Annotated in this window: 16 protein-coding genes; 10 read left to right on the plus strand and 6 right to left on the minus strand. The window is 43.7% G+C overall.

What is annotated here, in order from left to right; genetic code table 11:
- The first annotated feature begins 99 nt into the window (after window positions 1-99).
- From V7R35_RS04430 to V7R35_RS04465, 8 genes are all read left to right on the plus strand, one after another.
- Entirely contained in the window at window positions 100-1410 is a 1311-nt protein-coding gene (locus V7R35_RS04430) for a tyrosine-type recombinase/integrase (RefSeq protein WP_334013500.1), read from the plus strand.
- A gap of 423 nt (window positions 1411-1833) precedes the next feature.
- Complete coding sequence (locus V7R35_RS04435; protein ID WP_334013501.1) at window positions 1834-2505, plus strand: PEP-CTERM sorting domain-containing protein; 672 nt, start codon at window positions 1834-1836, stop codon at window positions 2503-2505.
- A 542-nt stretch (window positions 2506-3047) separates the two neighbouring features.
- Window positions 3048-3596 carry a recombinase family protein gene (locus V7R35_RS04440; protein ID WP_334013502.1) on the plus strand — a complete coding sequence of 183 codons (549 nt, stop codon included), beginning with the start codon at window positions 3048-3050 and terminating at the stop codon, window positions 3594-3596.
- Between the two features lie 1231 nt (window positions 3597-4827).
- Window positions 4828-5589: a hypothetical protein gene (locus tag V7R35_RS04445; protein WP_334013503.1), complete on the plus strand. Its 762-nt coding sequence runs from the start codon at window positions 4828-4830 to the stop codon at window positions 5587-5589.
- A gap of 4 nt (window positions 5590-5593) precedes the next feature.
- Window positions 5594-6352 (plus strand): hypothetical protein, encoded by a 759-nt coding sequence (locus V7R35_RS04450; RefSeq protein WP_334013504.1) that lies wholly within the window; start codon window positions 5594-5596, stop codon window positions 6350-6352.
- A gap of 16 nt (window positions 6353-6368) precedes the next feature.
- The gene (locus V7R35_RS04455; protein WP_334013505.1) at window positions 6369-6833 is read left to right on the plus strand and encodes an RNase H family protein; all 465 of its coding nucleotides are present in this window, start codon (window positions 6369-6371) and stop codon (window positions 6831-6833) included.
- Between the two features lie 56 nt (window positions 6834-6889).
- Window positions 6890-7312, plus strand: a complete 423-nt coding sequence (locus tag V7R35_RS04460; protein ID WP_334013506.1) for a hypothetical protein — start codon at window positions 6890-6892, stop codon at window positions 7310-7312.
- Window positions 7313-7450: 138 nt separating this feature from the next.
- The gene (locus tag V7R35_RS04465) at window positions 7451-8209 is read left to right on the plus strand and encodes a hypothetical protein (RefSeq protein ID WP_334013507.1); all 759 of its coding nucleotides are present in this window, start codon (window positions 7451-7453) and stop codon (window positions 8207-8209) included.
- A 214-nt stretch (window positions 8210-8423) separates the two neighbouring features.
- Here V7R35_RS04465 and V7R35_RS04470 read toward each other — a convergent pair whose 3' ends face one another.
- The 3 genes from V7R35_RS04470 to V7R35_RS04480 all read right to left on the minus strand — a co-directional run bounded on the left by V7R35_RS04470 (window position 8424) and on the right by V7R35_RS04480 (window position 11416).
- Window positions 8424-9023, minus strand: a complete 600-nt coding sequence (locus tag V7R35_RS04470; RefSeq protein WP_334013508.1) for a DUF1456 family protein — start codon at window positions 9021-9023, stop codon at window positions 8424-8426.
- A gap of 202 nt (window positions 9024-9225) precedes the next feature.
- Window positions 9226-10065, minus strand: coding sequence for a DUF547 domain-containing protein (locus V7R35_RS04475; protein WP_334013509.1), 840 nt, complete (start codon window positions 10063-10065; stop codon window positions 9226-9228).
- Between the two features lie 31 nt (window positions 10066-10096).
- Entirely contained in the window at window positions 10097-11416 is a 1320-nt protein-coding gene (locus tag V7R35_RS04480; RefSeq protein ID WP_334013510.1) for a radical SAM protein, read from the minus strand.
- A 49-nt stretch (window positions 11417-11465) separates the two neighbouring features.
- Here V7R35_RS04480 and V7R35_RS04485 point away from each other — a divergent pair, with 49 nt between their 5' ends.
- Both V7R35_RS04485 and V7R35_RS04490 read left to right on the plus strand, forming a co-directional pair.
- Window positions 11466-12650 carry a hypothetical protein gene (locus V7R35_RS04485; protein ID WP_334013511.1) on the plus strand — a complete coding sequence of 395 codons (1185 nt, stop codon included), beginning with the start codon at window positions 11466-11468 and terminating at the stop codon, window positions 12648-12650.
- Window positions 12651-12749: 99 nt separating this feature from the next.
- On the plus strand, window positions 12750-13292 hold the full coding sequence (locus tag V7R35_RS04490) for a PepSY-associated TM helix domain-containing protein (RefSeq protein ID WP_334013512.1): 543 nt from the start codon (window positions 12750-12752) through the stop codon (window positions 13290-13292).
- Window positions 13293-13353: 61 nt separating this feature from the next.
- Here the strand turns inward: V7R35_RS04490 and V7R35_RS04495 are convergent, their stop codons facing one another.
- The 3 genes from V7R35_RS04495 to V7R35_RS04505 form a co-directional block, all read right to left on the minus strand.
- A complete protein-coding gene (locus V7R35_RS04495) occupies window positions 13354-15447 on the minus strand; it encodes a TonB-dependent receptor (RefSeq protein WP_334013513.1) in 2094 nt (697 codons plus the stop codon).
- Between the two features lie 171 nt (window positions 15448-15618).
- Window positions 15619-18882, minus strand: coding sequence for a WD40/YVTN/BNR-like repeat-containing protein (locus tag V7R35_RS04500; RefSeq protein ID WP_334013514.1), 3264 nt, complete (start codon window positions 18880-18882; stop codon window positions 15619-15621).
- Between the two features lie 231 nt (window positions 18883-19113).
- Window positions 19114-20001, minus strand: a complete 888-nt coding sequence (locus tag V7R35_RS04505) for an SDR family NAD(P)-dependent oxidoreductase (RefSeq protein ID WP_334013515.1) — start codon at window positions 19999-20001, stop codon at window positions 19114-19116.
- Window positions 20002-20088: the final 87 nt, after the last annotated feature.

Genomic DNA, 20088 nt, shown 5'->3' on the forward strand with positions numbered 1-20088 from the left:
GTTTTGCCAAAACCCTTTAAAATCAAGAGAAGATTGAAAAATAAAGGCGCGCAGCTACAATAAACACTACAAACAACGCTACAAACCACGCTACAAAATATGGCAAACACACAAAGTAAGCATCTAGTTTTCAGTGGGAAAACTTGGTATATCAAAATGAGAATACCTAGTGACCTAGTTGAGTACTACGGCAAGAAAACTATTAATAAATCTACTCGGACTGACTCTTTTAAAGAAGCTGAAAAGCAACTTCAAGCCCAGCTTTATGAGTTTGACTTAGCAAGGGCTAAGGTAACAGGTAACGGAAAAGAGCAATACGAGCAACATTTGGCTTACCTCATGAACATGATTGATGAGGCCAAGCGGGATGGTAACGAAGATGTTATCAATGCACCTGAGCTAGATGGTGATGAGTCAACACCTGAGCCTATAGCTAAAGCGATTGCGGATGCAAACAAATACCTCTCCGATGGTTCTCTGAAAAATGCACAGCACTACAATGACACGTACGCTATTAGCTTGAAAGAGGCGCTAGCGCTCGAAGAAAAGCGCATTAATCGCAGGAATAAAGATACAGGGCTTTACAAGAAAAGAGTTACAGCTGTAAAGATGTTTCTTGAGTACCTCGGCACAGAAGACATAAGGCTCGTTGATATATCGCGTAAAGACGCTAACGGCTTCGTCGATTCAATGGTTGACGCAGAAAAGTCTCATAAGACCGTAAGGAACTATATGGCTGGACTCAAAGCCTGTTGGGAAGCCGCTTCAAGGTTTGAGCATGTAGAGTCACACCTGAACCCATTTGATGGAATAGCCGTTATAGAGACAGGTGCCAATAGCTACGAACCTTTTACCCGTGAACAGTTAGAGGCATTACTTGAGGAAACTACTAGCCCAGACCATGCGTTTCACCACGTACTTAGAATCGGTATAGTCACTGGTGCTAGGCTTGCTGAGATAGTGTCACTTAAAAAGTCTGACATCGTTGAGATTGATAACGTTATCTGTATGAACGTGCGTGAAGGTAAGACAATTAACAGTGAACGCATTGTTCCGCTTAGGGCTGGTGTCGGCGATGCTATTAAGAAACTCAGTGAAAGCGCAGGAAGCTATCTTTTCCCTCACCTCGTCGGTAAAACTGTGAGTTCAGTAAGTAACCAGTTTGCTAGACTGAAACGGGCAGTAGGCGTTGATGGAAAAGGTTATGTATTCCATTCGCTCAGGCACAATATCGCCACTGCACTTGAGAGAGTTAACGTCCCTCAATACCAGATGAATCGTATTTTAGGTCACAAGACTAGCGATATGAGCACTGGAACATATAGTAAAGGGCTTCCGGTGCAAGAAGTGGCGAAACAAATAGACACAGCACTGATGCAGCCAGAGTATCCGTCAGACCTGCTAAGGTAAGGACGAACTTTGGCAGTATGTCGAGAGGATTCACGAGGCTGACTGCTTGAAGTTGATTGCAGATTCAATTGAATTATTACATCAGGTTGGTTGATACTGTGTTACCGTAAAAAGCGTGAAGCGGACATTGAGCCGCTCACTCATAATAGGCAGCATTAGAAAATGAGCAGACTCTCCACCAAAGTTGAATTGGCAGTTAGCATGTTTCGTTTTGGGTGTCTTTACCAGTCATTTAGAATATATTTTTCTAGTCTGGCGTACATTAATAGCCGACGACGGACACTAAGGTGATCTTTTGCGTCGGGATTTTTTACACTCTCTTTTTTTTTACAGGAACGGGGCAAAAAAAAAACCTTATTTTCATTCGCATACAATATGGCATGAAAAATGCTATAGAGTTTTCAAAATAATGGAGATAGGTATATGAAAAAACTAATCACGGGTATAATCTTGTCAGTTGTCTGCTGGTCGTCAAATGCCGCTCTGATAACTTTGAATTCCACAGACAATGGCTGGTATAAGAGCGATGGTATTCACACCACAACAAACACTAATACATTCACAGGTTTGTTCAGCGGTTCAGAATATCGTAGCTTTTACAATTTTGACGTTTCTTCACTTGTTGGTGGCACCATAACAGCTGCTTCGATAAGGTTCTTTTCAACGGGTCGTATCGAGACCGATACAGGCTTTGAACAAATCGGTATTTTTAATGTGACCACGTTACCAGGCACTGGAAATTCTGTGGCAATATTCAATGACTTGGGGACTGGTAATACATACGGGTCGAGAGGTCTTACCCTCGCTAGCGGAAGCACTATGCCAGATTTTACGGTAACGTTAACGGCAAATAGCTTCGCGGATATATTAAACGATAATACTTTTAGTCTCGGTGCTGCCCTTCTTACTATTAGTTCAGAACGCGTCCAAGGATTTTGGGCTGGTAGCTTAGCTTCGCCTGCGGCTCAACTAATCGTTGACTGGACCGCTGCGCAGCAACCTAATGACAATAACTCAGATGAAATTCCTGAACCTGCCACATTAGGCCTTTTCGTTCTCGCTCTATTAAGTATGAGTAGATTTCGAAGAGGCTAAACAGTCTCAACAAATATCCAAAAGGAGTCCTCAGTGGGGCTCCTTTTTTTGTGAGGAATATCAAGGTCTGCGGTGCTTGCGTGTATAAAATAACTCATTGTTGTCGTTAGGTTGTCAATTCTCCACCGACGGCTTCACGTACTTTTCTGTCGTTTAATTACAAATATTCGAAGGGCAGCTTCTGGCACAAAGTGGTTGTACTAAGAAAAGTTTCACTAAAAAAATCTGAGAGGCCAAATCGATAATGATGAAGCCTCAACGCCCCCCCATAGGGTGCCTCTACGCACCACAGGAACACCGCTAAGACAATCTTCAAGCCAGTCGCAACGTTCATCTTGACCAAACACGAAGACAACGCACAGGCTCTGCTAGTGGCTCTTACTACCAATTCACTGTACTAGTCGGGTATATCCTAACTGTTACATTCAACTGGTACACTTTTTTATCACTTTTTGTGTGGTTTTAAGTTGACTTTTATTTTTTGTTACGATTAACATTTAAACATCTTAGATTTAAAACCACACACCTTGAGGTATTCAGTAATGGAAATTGGTTATATTCGAGTGAGCACTGTTGAGCAGAATACAGCGAGACAGCTTGACGGCCTTACATTGGATAAGGTGTACACAGACAAATGTTCTGGTAAGGATACAGACAGACCAGAATTGAAAGTTATGCTGGAGCATTTGCGAGAAGGTGACACTGTGCATGTACATGACATTTCAAGAATGGCTAGAAACGTTGGAAACTTGTTAGACCTTGTTGAATCTTTGCGGAATCGTGGCGTTACCTTAAAGTTCCACAAAGAAAACATGACGTTCACACCAGATAAGAATGACCCTATGCAAGAGTTAATGCTTACAATGCTTGGCGGTATTTATCAGTTTGAGCGCTCAATGATACTTGAGAGGCAGCGTGAAGGTATCGCCATAGCTAAGGCTGAGGGTAAGTATAAGGGCAGACCAAAGAGCATTGACCGTGAGCGTGTAAAGCAGATGCTAGATGATGGTATCAGCATCAGAAAGATAGCCACTCAGTTGAGCATCTCTCCTTCTACGGTTCAGGCAGTCAAAAAGGAAACGGCTTCATAAACCAGAGTAATTAATCTGGCTAATTTAATCACTAAAACTTATAGTTCCATGTGGCCTGTAGTTCCTCACAAAGACATCTTCAGCACTATCACAGCAGAGTCTCACGCTTTACTGAACGAGGCTCTGTAAGGCTCTCTCAGATCGAGTTGTCTCAGCTAATACAATCATACTAGTCACGCCTAGAAAAGCCCGTAGAGAGCCATTGTCGATCTGTAATGATGGCTTGTATAAGTACTTGTCGCTTACTTGTTCGTTAGACCTAATGACCATAAAATCCCTTTAGATTTATAAGGTTTATCTAATGTTGAGTTAGGCCAGTAAAAACAAGGCTTAGACGACTCCCTGACCTATGAAAGAAATGTTCAGTTAATGACTCCCTGACATATGGAAGAAAAAATCTGAACAGATGACTCCCTGACGTAAGAAAGAAGGGAAGTGAATTCTCAATAAGACATCGTAAAGACAAACACTCGGTCACTAACTTTACGGTGGTGAGCTTTGGCTCAGGGGCAAGTGACCAGTCAATCAAACTCAAGACCAACACACTGACTAATTGATACCGTTGCGATGATGATTGTTACTCCTTTACCACCAGCATATTTATGGGGGTAAGGGGGCAACTCTAAGTCATCAAATCTAAGACCAACACCAGTATCTTCTAGTCAAACTTAAAGACAGTCCGTTACTGGATATATCAATGATTAATCCAATTAGTTAATGGACTAGATGACAGTCTTTAAGACTCTCTGAGTTAAGCCTTACTCATGTGTATTGATTCATGTGTATATGGTCTAACTAGGTTTGTTTACTCATTATCTCCTTTGCCTAGGGCTTGTGCTCACCTCCAACACTCGCTCTAGGCTCCCCTTTACGCTTTGAATACATCGACAAGAGGGTACGTCCTAAGATACCTACAAGCACACTGTGAGCCTTCTTGTGGCTGTGTTCAGTTATTTTTTATCAAAACTTCAACATTAGGAGAAACATTATGACCAACCAATACCACTTACTATCACTCGTTGTAGCTACTGGAGGCTCACTATGAATGCACTAGGTAAACCACATAAAGTTGTGTCTCAGCCTTGCATCAACGTGTACTTAACTAGCAAGAACTTCGAGACCGTCAAGAAGTACCAAGCACGACTTCAGGACACTAGAGGCGTTAAGGTAAGCGCTAGTAGTATCGTGAATGAATGTATCCACAATTATCTGACTAACAAGGAGTAACACAATGACAACTTCCACATGCAAGGTGTGGGGTTGTTCTCGTCCTATCGATAACGCTAAGTATGGCAAGCACTGTAAACAACACCGTGAAGCTAATCTGCACAACGGTCATCCAACCTTTAAGCCACCAGCACTATCTAAACACCATGCTTCATACAACCAAGAGCTAACCAAGGCTTATCAAGGTGGTAAGAAGTGGTACTCAGAGGCTGACCTTACGCACTTCGAGAATGCTTTTGGTCGTCTGTTAGATGAAGCTGAAAATCTCAGGGCACTATCACCTTACAGAAGGCTTGGAGACCTTCCTGTACGCATTCAGTTGTTGTATCTGCTGAAGGCATCAGTAGAGGCCGTAGGTAGGCACGAGACAATGAAGCAGTGGTTGTGTATCTACCTTGCAGCCAACTTCAAGAAAGCCTTATTCCCTAACAGGAAGACCTTAGCAATCTTTGTGTGCCGTAAGAGCCTTATCAGGATGATTAACATGCCTAAACACATAACAAGCTCAGGCAAAACGAAACGCTATCGACTTAACGCAAACAGAGCCTCAAAGATGCTAGACATTCTTGAGCCTATCTTCGAGTTATCGAATGCACCAATCAATAACGTAGCTCTCTGGTTTAGACATTACTCATACAAGTTAAACCTTTCCAACATCCAGAAGCGCGTTATGAGAGAGAAGCACGAGAGAAACCCTAATCATGCTATTTCACTCAACCAAATCAAATCACTTAAATCCATTGAACGAAAATACTTAGGAGGATAAATCCATGACCAAACAAACTGAGACCATTAAAGAACTACAACACCGTCTAACAGAGCTACAAGACCGCATTAACGCTACTGAGGCTATCTGCAAGGACTTACTGAGTCACTCGTATAACAGCGAAGCACAAGGTCGCATCAAGTTCGACGACTACCGCATCAAGTACACACAAGAAGCTATTGAACGTCGAGAAGCTGAAGCAAGAGCTAAACAACTTCGAGAAAACTGCAACACGGCTAAGGCTGATTTCAAAGACATAGCTGAGGCTAACTACTGGACTCTTGTGTTCCTGAACGAGAAGCAGCGACAAGAGAAACTAGACGACATCTGGAGCACTATCACGAGTGACATAGCGTTGCCTGAAGATGCTCAACGTCCTCAACACATTGTGCCTGAACTTACTGTAGACCAGCTTATCAGTCGTCGCTCTGAGTTACTTGATTCAATCACTAGAACTAACACGACTCAGTGCAAGGACACGATTGAGCATTGCAACAAGTCGATGATTGACTTCACGAAGCGCATGAAACACGAAAGAGACAAGCAGATTGCTGAGCTAAATCGAAAGGATGGACTCTCAGAGACTGAACGACAACAGCAAGTCAGTGAGACACAAGCTCACTTTGGCCGTGAGATTAAGAAACACTTGCTCGAAATGAAACGTCAAATCAGTTCAGCAGAGGTAAGCCTGAAACGTCTTGACGACCACAAAGCAGAACTAGCCAAGGTTGAGAAAGCCCTAGCTAAACAGTTAACCCATTAATAGGAGGGATATACACATGAGTAAACAAACACCACGACTTATCTTCACTGACGGTGCAGCGCCTAATAACCAGAACGGATGTAAATACGGTGGTTTAGGCGTTGTCGTGTTGAATGAACAAGAGGAAGTCTTAGAGACCTACAAGGCACGAGTTGAGCCAGTAGAAGGTAAAGAGACAACCACGAATGTTCGCTGTGAAATGTTAGCAGTCATCAAGGCTCTCGAACTGGCAGAGCCTGAAGACATTATTCACACAGACAACGAAATGATTGCTAGAGGCTACAACGAGTGGCTTAAAGGGTGGAAGCTGAAAGGCTGGAAGAATGCCAGTAAGAAGCCCGTAGCCAATCAAGACCTATGGCAACGTATCGACAAGCTGAAGCAAGAGAAGCCTACGGTTGTAGTTAAGTGGGTTCGAGGTCATAGCGGTGTCTACGGTAATGAACTTGCAGATAACTTAGCGACTGAAGCTGCTGCCTAACACTTTCCTTAACCACTCCCTGACTTACACATAAACACTTATTGGAGGTATTGAATATGAACACACTTACCATTAATCCTGAAATTGCTAACAATAAAGATGTATTGGTCGTTGTAGATGCTTACCGTCAAGCAGGAACAAGCAAGCCAGTGACTGAGTATGCTGCTCGCGAAAGCCTATGCCCTATTGTGAAAGCCTACTTAACAGGTAAATACGGAGTCGATGAATACGGAATCATCGATATTGAAATGAACTTCGCGGGAGAAATATTAGGAATTCTTGAGGAGCGAGCAGAACAAACCCTAGAAAGGTCTGACTCTTTGACAAGCGAATTTACTTGTTGGGTTACTGGTGCATACGAAGATATGACGCCAGAGATGCATGATGCAGTATTGGGTGCCTTCGAGGGCGATATGGCTCCAGTTGATAAGGCAATAGAAATCTACATGGCGTCATCTATCGCTCAAAAGTACTTATAAACGACCTAAACGATCTTCTGAGAAGACTTTAAGCCTATCCCTAGGCAATCCCATTACCAACATCTAACTCGATCTTATATCGCCTCTCAGGAGGTCGTTTCCTTTATCCATTAACACACTTATCGGAGGTACAAACTCATGAATACTGCTAACAATGAATCAATAGACTTCCCTGACTATTCAACAGGAGACCTATGTGAGACCACTCAGCAACAACTTAACGAACTGTTAGAGCAAGAAGAACACCTAGAGCAAGCTACAGAAGACTTAGTGATAACAGACATTAGGACAGTTGAGGGTCGTCCAGTCCAACTAAAATTCATCCAGCCTCACACTGTGGTTACTGTCAACGGTATCTCAGGACAAGTAGACCACTTGATTGAAGCTGGACTACTTAGCAAGTCAATCTACGCTGGCAACTACGACGACTATCTCGACGATGCTGAAGACTTCTTTGAGGTATCTGAAGAATCAGAAGGTACACAAGGAACACTTGAGCATATAAACACTGAAGCATTAAGCACTGCTAATCAGATTGAGGATGTCATTGGTTCAGCTAATACCATTGATACGTTGACTGCTGTGTTAGCTGGTGAAGACTTATCTGAGGAAGTGCTAGTTGGCCTTAGCGAATCTTACGGTGTATCGCCTGAACAAGCAGAACGAGAGATACACAAAGCAACGGAGCAACTTTACAACGACTTTGCTGACTATGCAGAGAGTGAACTAGGCATTACTGACTCTGAACACTTCCATGAATGGGTAGCGTATGCAGTGAACCAAGACCTGAAGACTAAGCAGTTGTATCAGCAAGCCGTAACAGGTGCGCTTACTGGTGACTTCACGTTGTCTCAAGACTTGGTTCAGCAGTACAAGCAGTACTATCGGATGTTTTGATATTGCGCTTTTGGGGAGTTTGATTCAAAAACCACGCTACATTCTACGCTACACACCACGCCACAAAAACCTGTAAACCATTGATTTTAAACAACATAAACAAACAAAGAAGGAGCACTTGCTCCTTTTAGTGTTTTGTCTGGTTTTATTTTTTTTAAAGTACTTTGCCAAGTATTCGAACTTGTTAGCTTAAGCTCTCAACTAACGCCTTGAATCAGCGCTTTGGCTTTTCAATTTTTCCCCACACCGAATTAGTAGGTGTCGACTTTTTACTTTGAACTGGCTTTGTATTAGCGCGAGATTGGCCCGGCTTATTTTTAGCCGTATTAGGCGCCTGTCGCGTTGACTCGGGGCGGTACTTTTTCACCATGCCTTGTAGAAAGTTGCGTACAACCTGATCACCGGCAGGTTTATAGTTTCGATGATCGGGTTTTCTAAAAAATGCCGAAAGTTCGCCTTTACTCATTCTGAAGTTGGCAAGCTTTAACACTTCAATCATGTCGTCATCTTTAAAGCTCATGGCAATACGAATTTTGCGCAGCACTTCATTATTACTTAAACGCTCGCCAGCGGCTAAAACTTGAGGTGTACTTCCTTCTTGCTTGCCTCTGTTTTTTATTATTAATCCATCAAGAAAAAGCGCAATCAACTTGTCGCGACAAGGCAAATATCCCTCTTCGTCTTCTTTTTTCATAATGGAGTGTAAGTAGCCAATTTCCATGTCGTAATCGACAAGTTTGAAAATACTAATAGCTGCGGTGTCGTTTATAGCAAGTGCGTAACGCAGGCGACGAAGAACGTCATTGTGGATCATGGTGAGCCTTAAAAGCGATAAAAAAGAGGGGTTAACATCAAGTATAGTTTATCGCAATTAAAGCTTCACTGATATGGTTTTACAGAAGCCGCTATTGCTAACGGCCTAAAGCTTCGGCCTTAAAGCGGTGCCTTTGTGGCTCATTTGTTTATCGCTACGTCACTCTGTTTATAACAACGTGATTATATCTACAACAACGTGGTTATGGCTGGGCGTTTATGCGCCAGTCATAATCGATAAAACGAAGTTTATAGTCACTTGGAATGGGCGTATTTAGATACTGATTGATATATTCAGGTAAGTCTTTCGCTTTGCCCGACGCAACAAAATCTTCGGTATAGAAATCAAGTATTTCCGATACATACACACGCTTTTTATCGTGATTAAAATATAAGTGCTTGTCCTTGGCGAAAAACTCGTTTGTAAGCTCGTCTAACGTAGCGTTTAAGCTGTTAGCTTCAAAAGGTTCCATTGGCAGACGTGGACAGTCTTTCACCATACAGTTTAGTGCAAAGTGGGCACGAGGTTCGTTAAGCGGTCGTATTACGTCATTTTCGTAGTCGTACAAATTGGTGGTTTGCCCACCAATAGTAACGTCGCGAAATTTAAAGAAACTAGCGCGCGAGAAAAAATTGGTGAAGCCTTCTGGAATATCACGTTCAATCACGCCGTACATGGCCAGCGCATTGTAGCTATTAATATGAAATGCCATTACTGCATCAGCATTAGGGAACAGCGAAGGCGTGTTTGCAGGGCTCACCTCACCAATAAAGGCCACTACATTTTCAAGCGGCTTAATGTCTTGTGCCACACCCTTAAAGTTAGTTCTACCCTGCTCATCAACGTACGTTTTCAATACATATGCCCAGTCTTTCATTGCATTATCATAAGCTTGCTGCAACGTTTCAGTATCATTTGCTTGGGCATGTACATTACTTACAAAAGCAAAAGAGCAAAGAAACATTACAACGGCGAATAACTTTACGTATATTGCTTGTGTAAAAAGCAGCTTGCTTATAACACTCTCTTTCTCATAACTCATATTGTTAACAGTGCTCCTATTCATTACTTCGCTATCGCAATTCATTAGCGGGTGCATTAGCTGGTGCATAAGTCGATATCTCCGTAATAGGAATCATATTCTCTTGTTTGTAACGTTCGCCCAACGGCTCGTATTGCGCTACTCGACCATGCTTATTGGTATACGTAATTGGCTTTAAAATATAGTCGTCGCGATGTGCATTATGCTGGCACATTGATACTGGCCCGTCGGCAGTCATTACCATAAACGAACAAGCATGCACACGGTCTTCCTGTAGCGCAGACGCATCCATAAAGTTTTGGATAAAAAAGGAAAGCTTATGCACTTTGCCTTTACCTCGCCAAAGGCTGTTGCGCATCTCATAAAGCTTTTTGGCACAGGCTTTTGTTAGCCGCCAAACCCATTTAGGCTTTGTGGCAAGCGCCTTTGTATAATCTAAAACAATACGCCCTTTGCCATGCTGCCGCGTGGTTTGAATATGCTTAAAGTCTTCAATAAATTGTGCAAACAACGTTTCATCATCTACCACTGCATGCACGTTTCCACCCGCAATCAGTGTAGGCATATAGCTATGGCAGTCGCTATGACCAATACGCACTTTTTCCCACGGCAAGGTTTTACTTATGGCTTTTTCTATCGACGATTTCACCGTTAACGGGTCAACAATATCATTGCGAGCGCCCCACTCTCCTCGGCCGGTTTCAGCCTGTAGCTGAAAAGAGGCAAAGCTAACGGCATTTGCGGTTTCTACAAAAAAGTTTACTAACAAGGGCAGTTCGTGAAAATTACCGTTGTGTACTGTGGTATTGAATATCACCATCAACCCCAAGCCTTCTGCACGTTTTATATAATGTTCACGAATAATATTCAGCGACTGCTCAGACTCATACCCTTCGCGCTCTTGCGTAGTATCAACATGAAACGCAACATCGTTTAGCCCTGCTTTCGCTAATTGCGCTAGTAGCGGCCTAGTCGCCGCAATACCATTGGTAAACAACGCTGTGTGTAAGCCAAGCTTATTTGCGTAAGCCACAATATCAATAAGCTCGCTGTGTTTGCGAAGGGTTGGATCGCCGCCAGTAATTTGCACGCTAGTACCCGGTCCGTAGTGCGCCAATATGGCATCGAGGCGTTTGTATAACTCTTGAATAGGAATGTCGCGAACCGCTTGCGAATGCTCAGACAAATAGCATAAGGTACAGTCTAAATTACATTTTTGCGTAATTTCTAGCGCAACACATCCAATGGTGTGCGTGCGCCCTAAAAGCTGATTTGGCGTAAAATGTTCGCCCATCCGCTCTCGAGTATGTGCTAGCTGCTTTTGTCTAGTTGTTGCAGGTGAACACGCCATTGTGAAGCGCCTTTTTCTTGTTACCTCATATAAAAAAAGACCTTACGTTATGCAAAATACTTTCACCGCCAACACGTTATTTATACTTTTTTTGTTAACCGCTGCCCCAAGCGCACTCGCTAATAGCGGTAGTTTTTATAAAACAAGCAATAGCGATGACCAAAGTAACAGCGATAACAACAGCGCAGTGTACGGTTTAAGCATTGAAGGCAACGAACAGAAAGATAAAAAGCACCTCTTTCCTACTCATGCTTACTTCCATAAAGTGAAGCAACGTGTGTTTTCAGATCCTTACCCATTTTTGCCTCAATACACGGTATCAAAAAAGTTTTTCGACAATGGCGGCGAAAACGTACTGTTGAAACACGCCAAGCGAACACTGGTTGATAACAGTGATTTTGTAACGTTAGAAACGCCCCACAAACTGTTGCAGGCCAACGGTATTTGCTTCGCTGGCACTTGGCAGATAAATAGCGAAAGTCCATACTCTGGCCTTTATCAAGAAAACACCTACCTGCCGGTTATTGTGCGCGCATCAGTGAGTTTAAGCGGAACTAAACAAGACAATAAACGCGCCTTTGGCATTGCAGTAAAAGTGTTTCCACATTTACCTCAAACGAGTATTTCAAACAGCATAGAGCATTCAAACGCTAATGATGCTGACGCACTCGCTAAGAGAAAAACAGGGGCAAAAACACAAAACCTATTTTTAATGCACTCATTGGGTGGAACAACCACGCCTCATTTACTCCCATTGCCGCTTACTAATGAACCCGTTTTAGGCAGCCTTCCCCCTTTCAGCCAATTGTTAACGGCTTACCGTTTAGAAAGCGATTTAACCAAAGCAGACGAAATGGTAAGTGGTAAAAATGCGAATGCGCGATTCAGGCCGGTCGCACATTTGGCCCACATTCTCGCAAACCCAACCTACGGTTCAGTTACTGTATCTGAAAGTAAGGTAGTCGCTCCCCATTGGTTAAAAGTATCTATAGCAAGTGAAACCCCGTTGATAAACAAAGATGACTTTAGAGAGGAGCTTTCTTTGAAGTACTATCCACAACAGGCTTTTCAATGGCATATCGATGCAGCACCATTCAATAAGAAAGGTATCGACCACGCTAATTGGCAGCGTATAGGGAAAATAACGGTGAATGAATCTGTTACCTCGTTAACCTGCGACACTAAGCTGCATTTTGCCCACCCTGCAATTGCAATAGCTAACGCTAATTACTAACGCTAATAATTAGCAATTTAGCGCTATTCATTTCTTTCAAACAACAACATAACGTATAGTTTGGTGAGCTAAAATTGTTCATCCCTATGAAGTATTAATATGTCGACAAACCTGCGCAAGCATAGCCGAAGCTTACATTTGTGGATTTCTCTTTCTATATTCATTCCAGTGGTCATCGTTATTGGAAGTGGCTTGCTTTTGCAGGTGAAGAAAGAATTCGACTGGCTACAGCCGCCCACACAAAAAATCGGGCAAAGCGCGCCATCTATCGAATTTGAAGCCATAATCCAGGCACTGCAAACCGTGCCAGAAGCTGGCTTAAAAAGCTGGGATGACATTGATCGCCTAGACGTTCGTCCTAGTAAAGGCATTATAAAAGTACGCGGCAAGAACCACTGGGAAGTGCAGCTTAACGCGCAAACTGCTGAAGTATTGCAGGTTGCCTATCGCCGCACCGACACCATTGAAGCTATTCACGATGGCAGTTGGTTTTTTGAAGGCGCTAAGTTGTGGCTTTTCTTACCTGCTGCTGTGCTTCTTTTCGTTTTGTGGATAACCGGTATGGTTATGCTTATTACAACGTTAAAAAGTAAGTACCTTAAACGCCACTATCGAACGCAACGCGACCGCTTAAATAGCTAACTGGTTTCAATTCATGTATCGATATGCATGTATTGACGGGAATGTGTGAACAAGCTTGGCGTTAGAGCAGCAGCGTTAACGCCCCTTGAATACTTTTTCCTTGCGCAAAAGCCGCACGATCATCAGCTGTTGTGTAATAGTGTTGGTTAGTTGCATTGCGCACGCTAAGGTTAAGCGACAAATTGTTACTAAGCGAGAAGGTGGCGCCCACATCAAGCGTATATACATCAGGCAATGTGCGTTCGCCATCACCAATATCTGTCTTGCTGGCACGATAGCGTAGTGTGCCAAACAGCGTAGCATCGTTATAAGTGTATTGCGCAGAAACCTCAGCATGACGAGGCGGAATATCGGCAATACGCACTCCGCTTGCATCTTTACCACTTATGAATGCGCCGGCTGTGTTAAAGCGCCAAGATGTATTCAAGGGCTCCCACGATAACGCATAAGTAATACCGCGAATAACCGCACTATTAAGGTTGCGATACGTTAGCGTATTTTCATCAATGCTACGTCGTTCAATATAATTGGTGATACGTTGATGAAACACTTCTACTGCAGCACTTACCGCGTTAGCTTTCGCTTTCTTTTTAAAGTACAAACCTCCTTGAATGTTTGTGGCCTGTTCGGTGCGCAAACCGCTATTTCCTAAAACAGAACCACGAGGCGTTTCACCGCTAAAAAATCGCTCAACAAGAGATGGGTTTCTAAATGCAGTTGAAAGATTAAGGCTGGAATAAAGGTGACGATTTACCGCATGCTTTATACCCACAAAACCGCTTAAATTGGTAGCAAAAGCATTACTAGTTTGTGTGTTTTGAATGCTTATTTCATCCGAAGAGAGGCTATTGTTAACTTGAGCAGTACTTTGACTACTAATTTGGTTATCAGGTTGATTGTGGTTTTGGTTGCGTTGATGCTGCCAGTCTACTCTAGCCCCAAAAGCGTATGTGGTGTTATCTAACGTGCGCGAGGCATCTAGCAAGCCTGCTATGTTGTATTCACTTGCGTTTAAGGTTTGTCGCTTAAACACCAAAGTCCCGTGGTTGCCTCTTTGCTTTTGCGAATCCAGCTGCGAATCAGGTTGTGAATTAGATCGAAAGTACAGTTGATCAATAGCGAATTCAGATTCATTAATGGCAACATTTTCACGTCCGCGCACCTGTATTTGCCAATCAACATTCCATTCATTTAAAAACGATGGCGTATAACTTCCTAACGTATTTCCGCGTATGTTGCCCCCGAAGTCAGAAGCGTCACTGTTGCTTTCGTTAATACGCTGGGCAGGACGAAGCGTTTCAGTATCTAAATTTGAGGTATGCCACCATATATCAGCATCAATATCAGTATTAGTGGTATTAAATTCGAACTGAACTTTACCTATCCAGTGCTTATTCGTAGGGTACTCGGTAATTCTTCGCTGTGGAAAATCACTGCTCGATTTTCCTATGTCGCTATTATTGCTAAAAAGCGTCCATGCCGATGTAACGGGGCTTTTACTCGCCTTTTTGTTTGTACCTATGCTGTGTTCGAAGTTTGCAGAGTATTTTGGGTTATACCGCAAGAACAACGTAGATTGAGTAAACTGATCGAACAGCGAATTACCTTTGGCGTCGCTGCCATTGTTGGCAGTGCGACGAGATACCATAAAGTCTGTAGTATCTCCGCCACCTGCAAATTGATATTCCTGCATCGACTGGTTTGTATCGTAGCCTATGCGAAGTGTGGGTCTAAGCCTATCAGCAAATATCAGGTTTACGGCACCGCCAATGGCACCAGAACCTAAATAGGTTGAAGTACCGCCTGTACTTACTTGCACGCTATCAATGAGTGATGGTGGAACAAAGCCCGCACTACTGCCTGCTCGCCTGTCACTTATAATCGGTACGCCATCAATTAATGACTGAATTCGCCAGCGTGAAAAGCCGCGAATATTGATGTTTTGAATCTGTCCGCCTTGCCCATTTAGTGTCACAGAAGGAGATTGAACAAGAATATCGTTTACGTGCAGCGGCAAAGCAATATTTGAGGCATCGTAGCGGTATTGTGGCGCAATTGAAGCAAGGTTATCGTTTACAAGCGTTGGTGTGGCTACCACTGTAAAACGCTCAATATTATCAAGGTTCAGTGTGGCATAAGCGCCTGTACTGTGCATTATCGCGCACCATGCCAATAGATAAACTAGGTGCCTAAGAATAGTGCTTTGCCTTTGAATAATTTTCACAAAAACGAACTTAACTAAAAACAGATGATACGAGTAAAAACAACGGCAGCGCTAAGGCTGCCGTTTGTACTTTGTAATTACACTATTGTTTTGGAGCGTTAACTACTTGGTAATTACTGTTAGACCCGATGTCCAAGGGCCACCGTCTTTCACAATACGCTCTTGTAACGCAGGTAACGATTTCTCTTGAAGTGTTTTAATGCGTTTAACCACATCATCTAAGCCATCGTTAGCATAGCCAAGCTGGTCTTTATGCTGCTGCGTTGGACCATAAGACGACCAAAGCGCTGAAGTTGCATAGCCTAAACGGCTCATAACGTTAGCAGGTTTAATGCCTTTACGGTTTCTTGCTTCAAGCCCGTATAGCACGTTATTAATGCTGTTTAGTTCGCGTTGCAAACTCGAATAGGTCGACTCAAGCTTTTGAACATTAGATGGCGTACGGTCAATCGCAACCCGCAGCAGTTCCATTGTTGCTTTAACATCTTTAAGTACAGCAGACGACGACATAGCGCGTTTTTGTGCAGCAGTTAGCGATGCTCTGTACGCTTTAATGTCGCGAGCAGAAGGCCCTTCAAGTGCACCTTTGTAAATAGAGGTCAATTCAAAGCTTACAGGCTCGGCAAGCTGCGACACTTTACCATCTTCACGCTTAAACAAGGTTGCGCTATACGTACCTGGCAATGCCATTAGGCCATTGTTTTTCGCATCTTTGCTGGTAAGAGGAATTGAAGACGCATACTTCATATCCCACGTTACACGGTGTAGACCTTTTTTCACGCTACCCGCTACACGATTAACCACATCACCACTGCTATCTTTTATTTCAAGATATACAGCAGGTGCAGCCTCTTCAAGCTCAGCTTCAACCGCGTCCCAGCTTGGATACTTAGGATATTGCTTGTCTTCAATCAGCTTTTTCTCGGCTTCCTGACGTTTTTCTTTCGCTGTTAAAATGCTGTCTTTCAGGTAGTAAGTAAGCGTTGCACCGTGCTCTGGGTTTTCAGCAACGTAGCGGTCATCACCATCTGAGTCAGTGTGATTGTCGTCTAAATTAAACCACTTAACGGGGCGGCTAGGGGCAAATAGCAAGGCATCTTGCTCTAGCGCTTCTTCGTTTAGCTCACGCAGTGGCGCATAGTCATCAAGAATGTAAATACCGCGACCGAATGTGCCTGCAACTAGGTCATTTTCTCTGCGCTGAATTTTAACATCGCGCGTTGAAATGGTAGGCATACCACCTTCAAGTTCAACCCACGCTTTACCGCCGTCTACGGTAAAGAAAATGCCAAACTCAGTACCTACGAACATAAGGTCTTTGTTTACATGGTCTTGCACAATACGCCATACCAAGTGCTTCTCTGGAAGCTTGTCTGCAAGTGACGTCCAAGTGGCACCTAAGTCGGTAGACTTAATTAAATAAGGTTTGTAGTCGCCGTACTTGTGGTTATCTAGTGCTACGTAAACCGTGTTTTCATCAAATAGGTCAGCACGAATGTCATTAACGTAAGACGTTGAAGGAATACCTTCAATAGTACTTAGCTCAATTTTTTTCCACGACTTACCGCCGTTGTTTGTTACCTGAATAATACCGTCATCAGTACCCGCCCACAGTACGTCTTCGTTCACTGGGCTTTCAGCGAAGTTAGCAATGGTGTGGAACTCTGACATGGCGTATAAATCCCAGCCAGCTTCTACCGACCAAGTGCGCCCCATCATAGGCATGTGCATACGGTTTTCGTTCTTAGTTAAATCGCCTGAAATAGCTGTCCAGCTGTCACCGCGATTATCTGAGCGCCATACGCGCTGCGACGCAAAGTAAATACGCGCAGGATCGTGTGCAGATACATTAATTGGCGCATCCCAATTGAAGCGCTCTGCAGGGTCGCCCGGTAACGGTTGAGGCTTAATGTAAACGCCTTCTTTGGTAGTGCGGTCAACACGCACCAAGTTACCTTGCTGCCACTGTGAATACATAATATCTGGGTTGCCAGGCTCTACTGCAGGCTGGTGTCCATCACCACCTAGCGTTAAGAACCAGTCTTTGTTCTTAATACCTTCTTTGCGATTCGTGCGTGAAGGGCCGCCTTGAGTAGAGTTATCCTGCGCACCGGCATACACGTTGTAGAACGGTGTAGCGTCATCGGGTGCTACTTTGTAGAACTGGGTTAGCGGTAGGTTTGCCATAAAGCGCCAATTTGCCATACGGTCGTGCGACATATAAATGCCACCATCACTGCCCATCAATACAAAATCTGGATCGGTTGGGTGAAATGCCATTGCATGGTCGTCAACGTGCTTGCGCTTGGTATTAATTGGCGTCCATGTTTTACCGCCATCATCACTTACTTTGCTGTAGTTACTCGCAATATAAACACGGTCGAACTGGTGTTGGTCTGCAAAGATTTCTTGGTAGTAGTGAGGGCCAGTTCCTCCGCCCACTTCGTCAGACATTTTAGTCCAGCTAGCGCCTTGGTTTTCCGAACGATAAAAACCGCCTTTGCGGTTGTCGGTTTCAATAGTGGCGTAAAGTACGTCTGGGTTCATTGGTGAAATAGCCATACCAATTTTACCCATATTGCCTGTTGGAAGGCCGGTCTTAAGCTCGGTCCAGGTTTCACCACCGTCGTTCGACGTGTGAATACCAGCACCTTCGTTAGTACCTACATAGGCAGCAATAGTACGCTGACGTGCCCATGTTGCTGCGTACAGTTTATCTGGGTTTCTAGGGTCGATAAGCAGTGATGTAACACCGGTCCATTCATCAGCTGGCGTTAACACTTGCTTCCAAGTTTCACCGCCATCCACAGTTTTATACAAGCCGCGCTCGCCGCCACCAGTCCACAGTGGGCCCTGAGCCGATACCCAAACAATGTCAGGATTTGTGGGGTGAATGATAATGTCAGAAACGTGCTCAGACTTTTCAAGCCCCATGTTTTTCCACGTTTTACCGCCATCTAGAGATTTATAAACACCATCACCAAAACTGATGTGACGACCACCGTTATTTTCGCCTGTACCTACCCAAATAATATTTGAGTTACTTGGCGCAATAGTTACGTCGCCAATAGAATAAACGGCCTGCTGGTCAAAAATAGGTTCCCATGTAGTACCTGCATTGGTGGTTTTCCAAACTCCACCTGAACCCACAGCGGTATACCATGTAGAAGGATTGTTTTGGTCAATGGCAATATCAGCAATTCGACCTGACATATAAGCCGGACCAATACTTCTTAATTCCATGGCTTTAAACGTTGCGCTACTAAAAATAGCCTCTTCTTCTTTTTTATCAGTTTCTTGTGCAAATGCTGGCACGCACGCAAGCGCAACCGACACAGCTACTGCCGCTTTAAGGAGCTTTTTCATTATTCTTGTCCAAGTGAGTTTGGTGTTTTTATATTTGTTACTTTATAGCAATACTGAAAATAGCGTAAATATTCAATTGTTCACACGACCAGTGAACGAAAATTGCGGTTTAATGTGAATGAAATGTGACAAACAATAAGTGTGAGAAATGCTTACAAGCAGAAGGTCAAAAAACAGAAAAAAGCATATGGCCGAAGTGAATGACGACCACATGCACTGTTTAAAGGTTATTTAAAAAGTAACAATATCGTCGTTAATTAAATGTCCTACCGTTGGGCTTTGTTCTGAATCAACAAATGCTTTATCGATAGCTTTAAATCGGCCAGCGGTGACTTTGCGATAATTGGGGTGCGTGTAAATATACATTTGCTTCGAAACAAGCGCCTCTACCACACGTTCAGCTAGCATTGATGCAGGAATGCCAGACTCTACAGCCATACTTGCCGCTTTCGCTCCCGCCTGCAGCTTTTCCTTATCAATACGCTTTTCGGCAGCCACGGCATACTTTTGTTGGCGATTACGGTAAGACTCATGAATACGTGTTTTCACAAACGCCGGGCACAGTACCGACGCATGAATATTATGTGGCTGTAGCTCTGCAAACCAGCTTTCTGTCATCGACACTACTGCCGCTTTAGAAGCACAGTATGCACCAGCATATGGCATTCCCATCATGCCGGCCATAGACGCGACATTAAGCACCCAGCCACCTTCGCCATGAGCCTTAATTGCCGGCACACATGCTTGTGCGCCGTAAAGTACACCCATAACGTTGACATCCATTACCCATTGCCACGTTTCATGCTCGGTATCTTCAATTTTGCCGGGGGTTCCGCCTACACCAGCGTTGTTAACCACCATGTGAACCTTGCCGAATTCAGCAGTAGCGCTGGATACCACATCTTCCCATTGTGCGTAGTTGGTAACATCTAGCGCACATGTAAGTACTTTGTACCCCTTTGCACGTAACGCATCACCTGATTCAGCAAGTGCGGCCGCATCAATATCGCCCATCACAATGTTCATTCCTTGCTGAGCTAGTGCTTCGGCTAGCGCCAAACCTATTCCACCTGCTGCACCTGAAATGATGGCTGTTTTACCTGAAAATTCGTTAGACATTTTGTATTCCCACCCAATTATTGTGACTTTTTATGTGCTAGATTGATTGCGTCTTATTTATTGTGCCGCGTCAGTTGTGCTTACCTG

The organism is Alteromonas sp. S167, from assembly GCF_036864375.1.
Lineage (GTDB): Bacteria > Pseudomonadota > Gammaproteobacteria > Enterobacterales > Alteromonadaceae > Alteromonas.

Excerpts from the sequence above, each read along its gene's own strand:
- V7R35_RS04440 (WP_334013502.1), top strand. The coding sequence starts at position 3,048 with ATGGAAATTGGTTATATTCGAGTGAGCACTGTTGAGCAGAATACAGCG.
- V7R35_RS04505 (WP_334013515.1), bottom strand. The coding sequence starts at position 20,001 with ATGTCTAACGAATTTTCAGGTAAAACAGCCATCATTTCAGGTGCAGCA.
- V7R35_RS04485 (WP_334013511.1), top strand. The coding sequence starts at position 11,466 with ATGCAAAATACTTTCACCGCCAACACGTTATTTATACTTTTTTTGTTA.
- V7R35_RS04500 (WP_334013514.1), bottom strand. The coding sequence starts at position 18,882 with ATGAAAAAGCTCCTTAAAGCGGCAGTAGCTGTGTCGGTTGCGCTTGCG.
- V7R35_RS04475 (WP_334013509.1), bottom strand. The coding sequence starts at position 10,065 with ATGAGTTATGAGAAAGAGAGTGTTATAAGCAAGCTGCTTTTTACACAA.
- V7R35_RS04435 (WP_334013501.1), top strand. The coding sequence starts at position 1,834 with ATGAAAAAACTAATCACGGGTATAATCTTGTCAGTTGTCTGCTGGTCG.
- V7R35_RS04480 (WP_334013510.1), bottom strand. The coding sequence starts at position 11,416 with ATGGCGTGTTCACCTGCAACAACTAGACAAAAGCAGCTAGCACATACT.
- V7R35_RS04470 (WP_334013508.1), bottom strand. The coding sequence starts at position 9,023 with ATGATCCACAATGACGTTCTTCGTCGCCTGCGTTACGCACTTGCTATA.
- V7R35_RS04490 (WP_334013512.1), top strand. The coding sequence starts at position 12,750 with ATGTCGACAAACCTGCGCAAGCATAGCCGAAGCTTACATTTGTGGATT.
- V7R35_RS04460 (WP_334013506.1), top strand. The coding sequence starts at position 6,890 with ATGAACACACTTACCATTAATCCTGAAATTGCTAACAATAAAGATGTA.
- V7R35_RS04445 (WP_334013503.1), top strand. The coding sequence starts at position 4,828 with ATGACAACTTCCACATGCAAGGTGTGGGGTTGTTCTCGTCCTATCGAT.
- V7R35_RS04465 (WP_334013507.1), top strand. The coding sequence starts at position 7,451 with ATGAATACTGCTAACAATGAATCAATAGACTTCCCTGACTATTCAACA.
- V7R35_RS04430 (WP_334013500.1), top strand. The coding sequence starts at position 100 with ATGGCAAACACACAAAGTAAGCATCTAGTTTTCAGTGGGAAAACTTGG.
- V7R35_RS04450 (WP_334013504.1), top strand. The coding sequence starts at position 5,594 with ATGACCAAACAAACTGAGACCATTAAAGAACTACAACACCGTCTAACA.
- V7R35_RS04495 (WP_334013513.1), bottom strand. The coding sequence starts at position 15,447 with ATGCACAGTACAGGCGCTTATGCCACACTGAACCTTGATAATATTGAG.
- V7R35_RS04455 (WP_334013505.1), top strand. The coding sequence starts at position 6,369 with ATGAGTAAACAAACACCACGACTTATCTTCACTGACGGTGCAGCGCCT.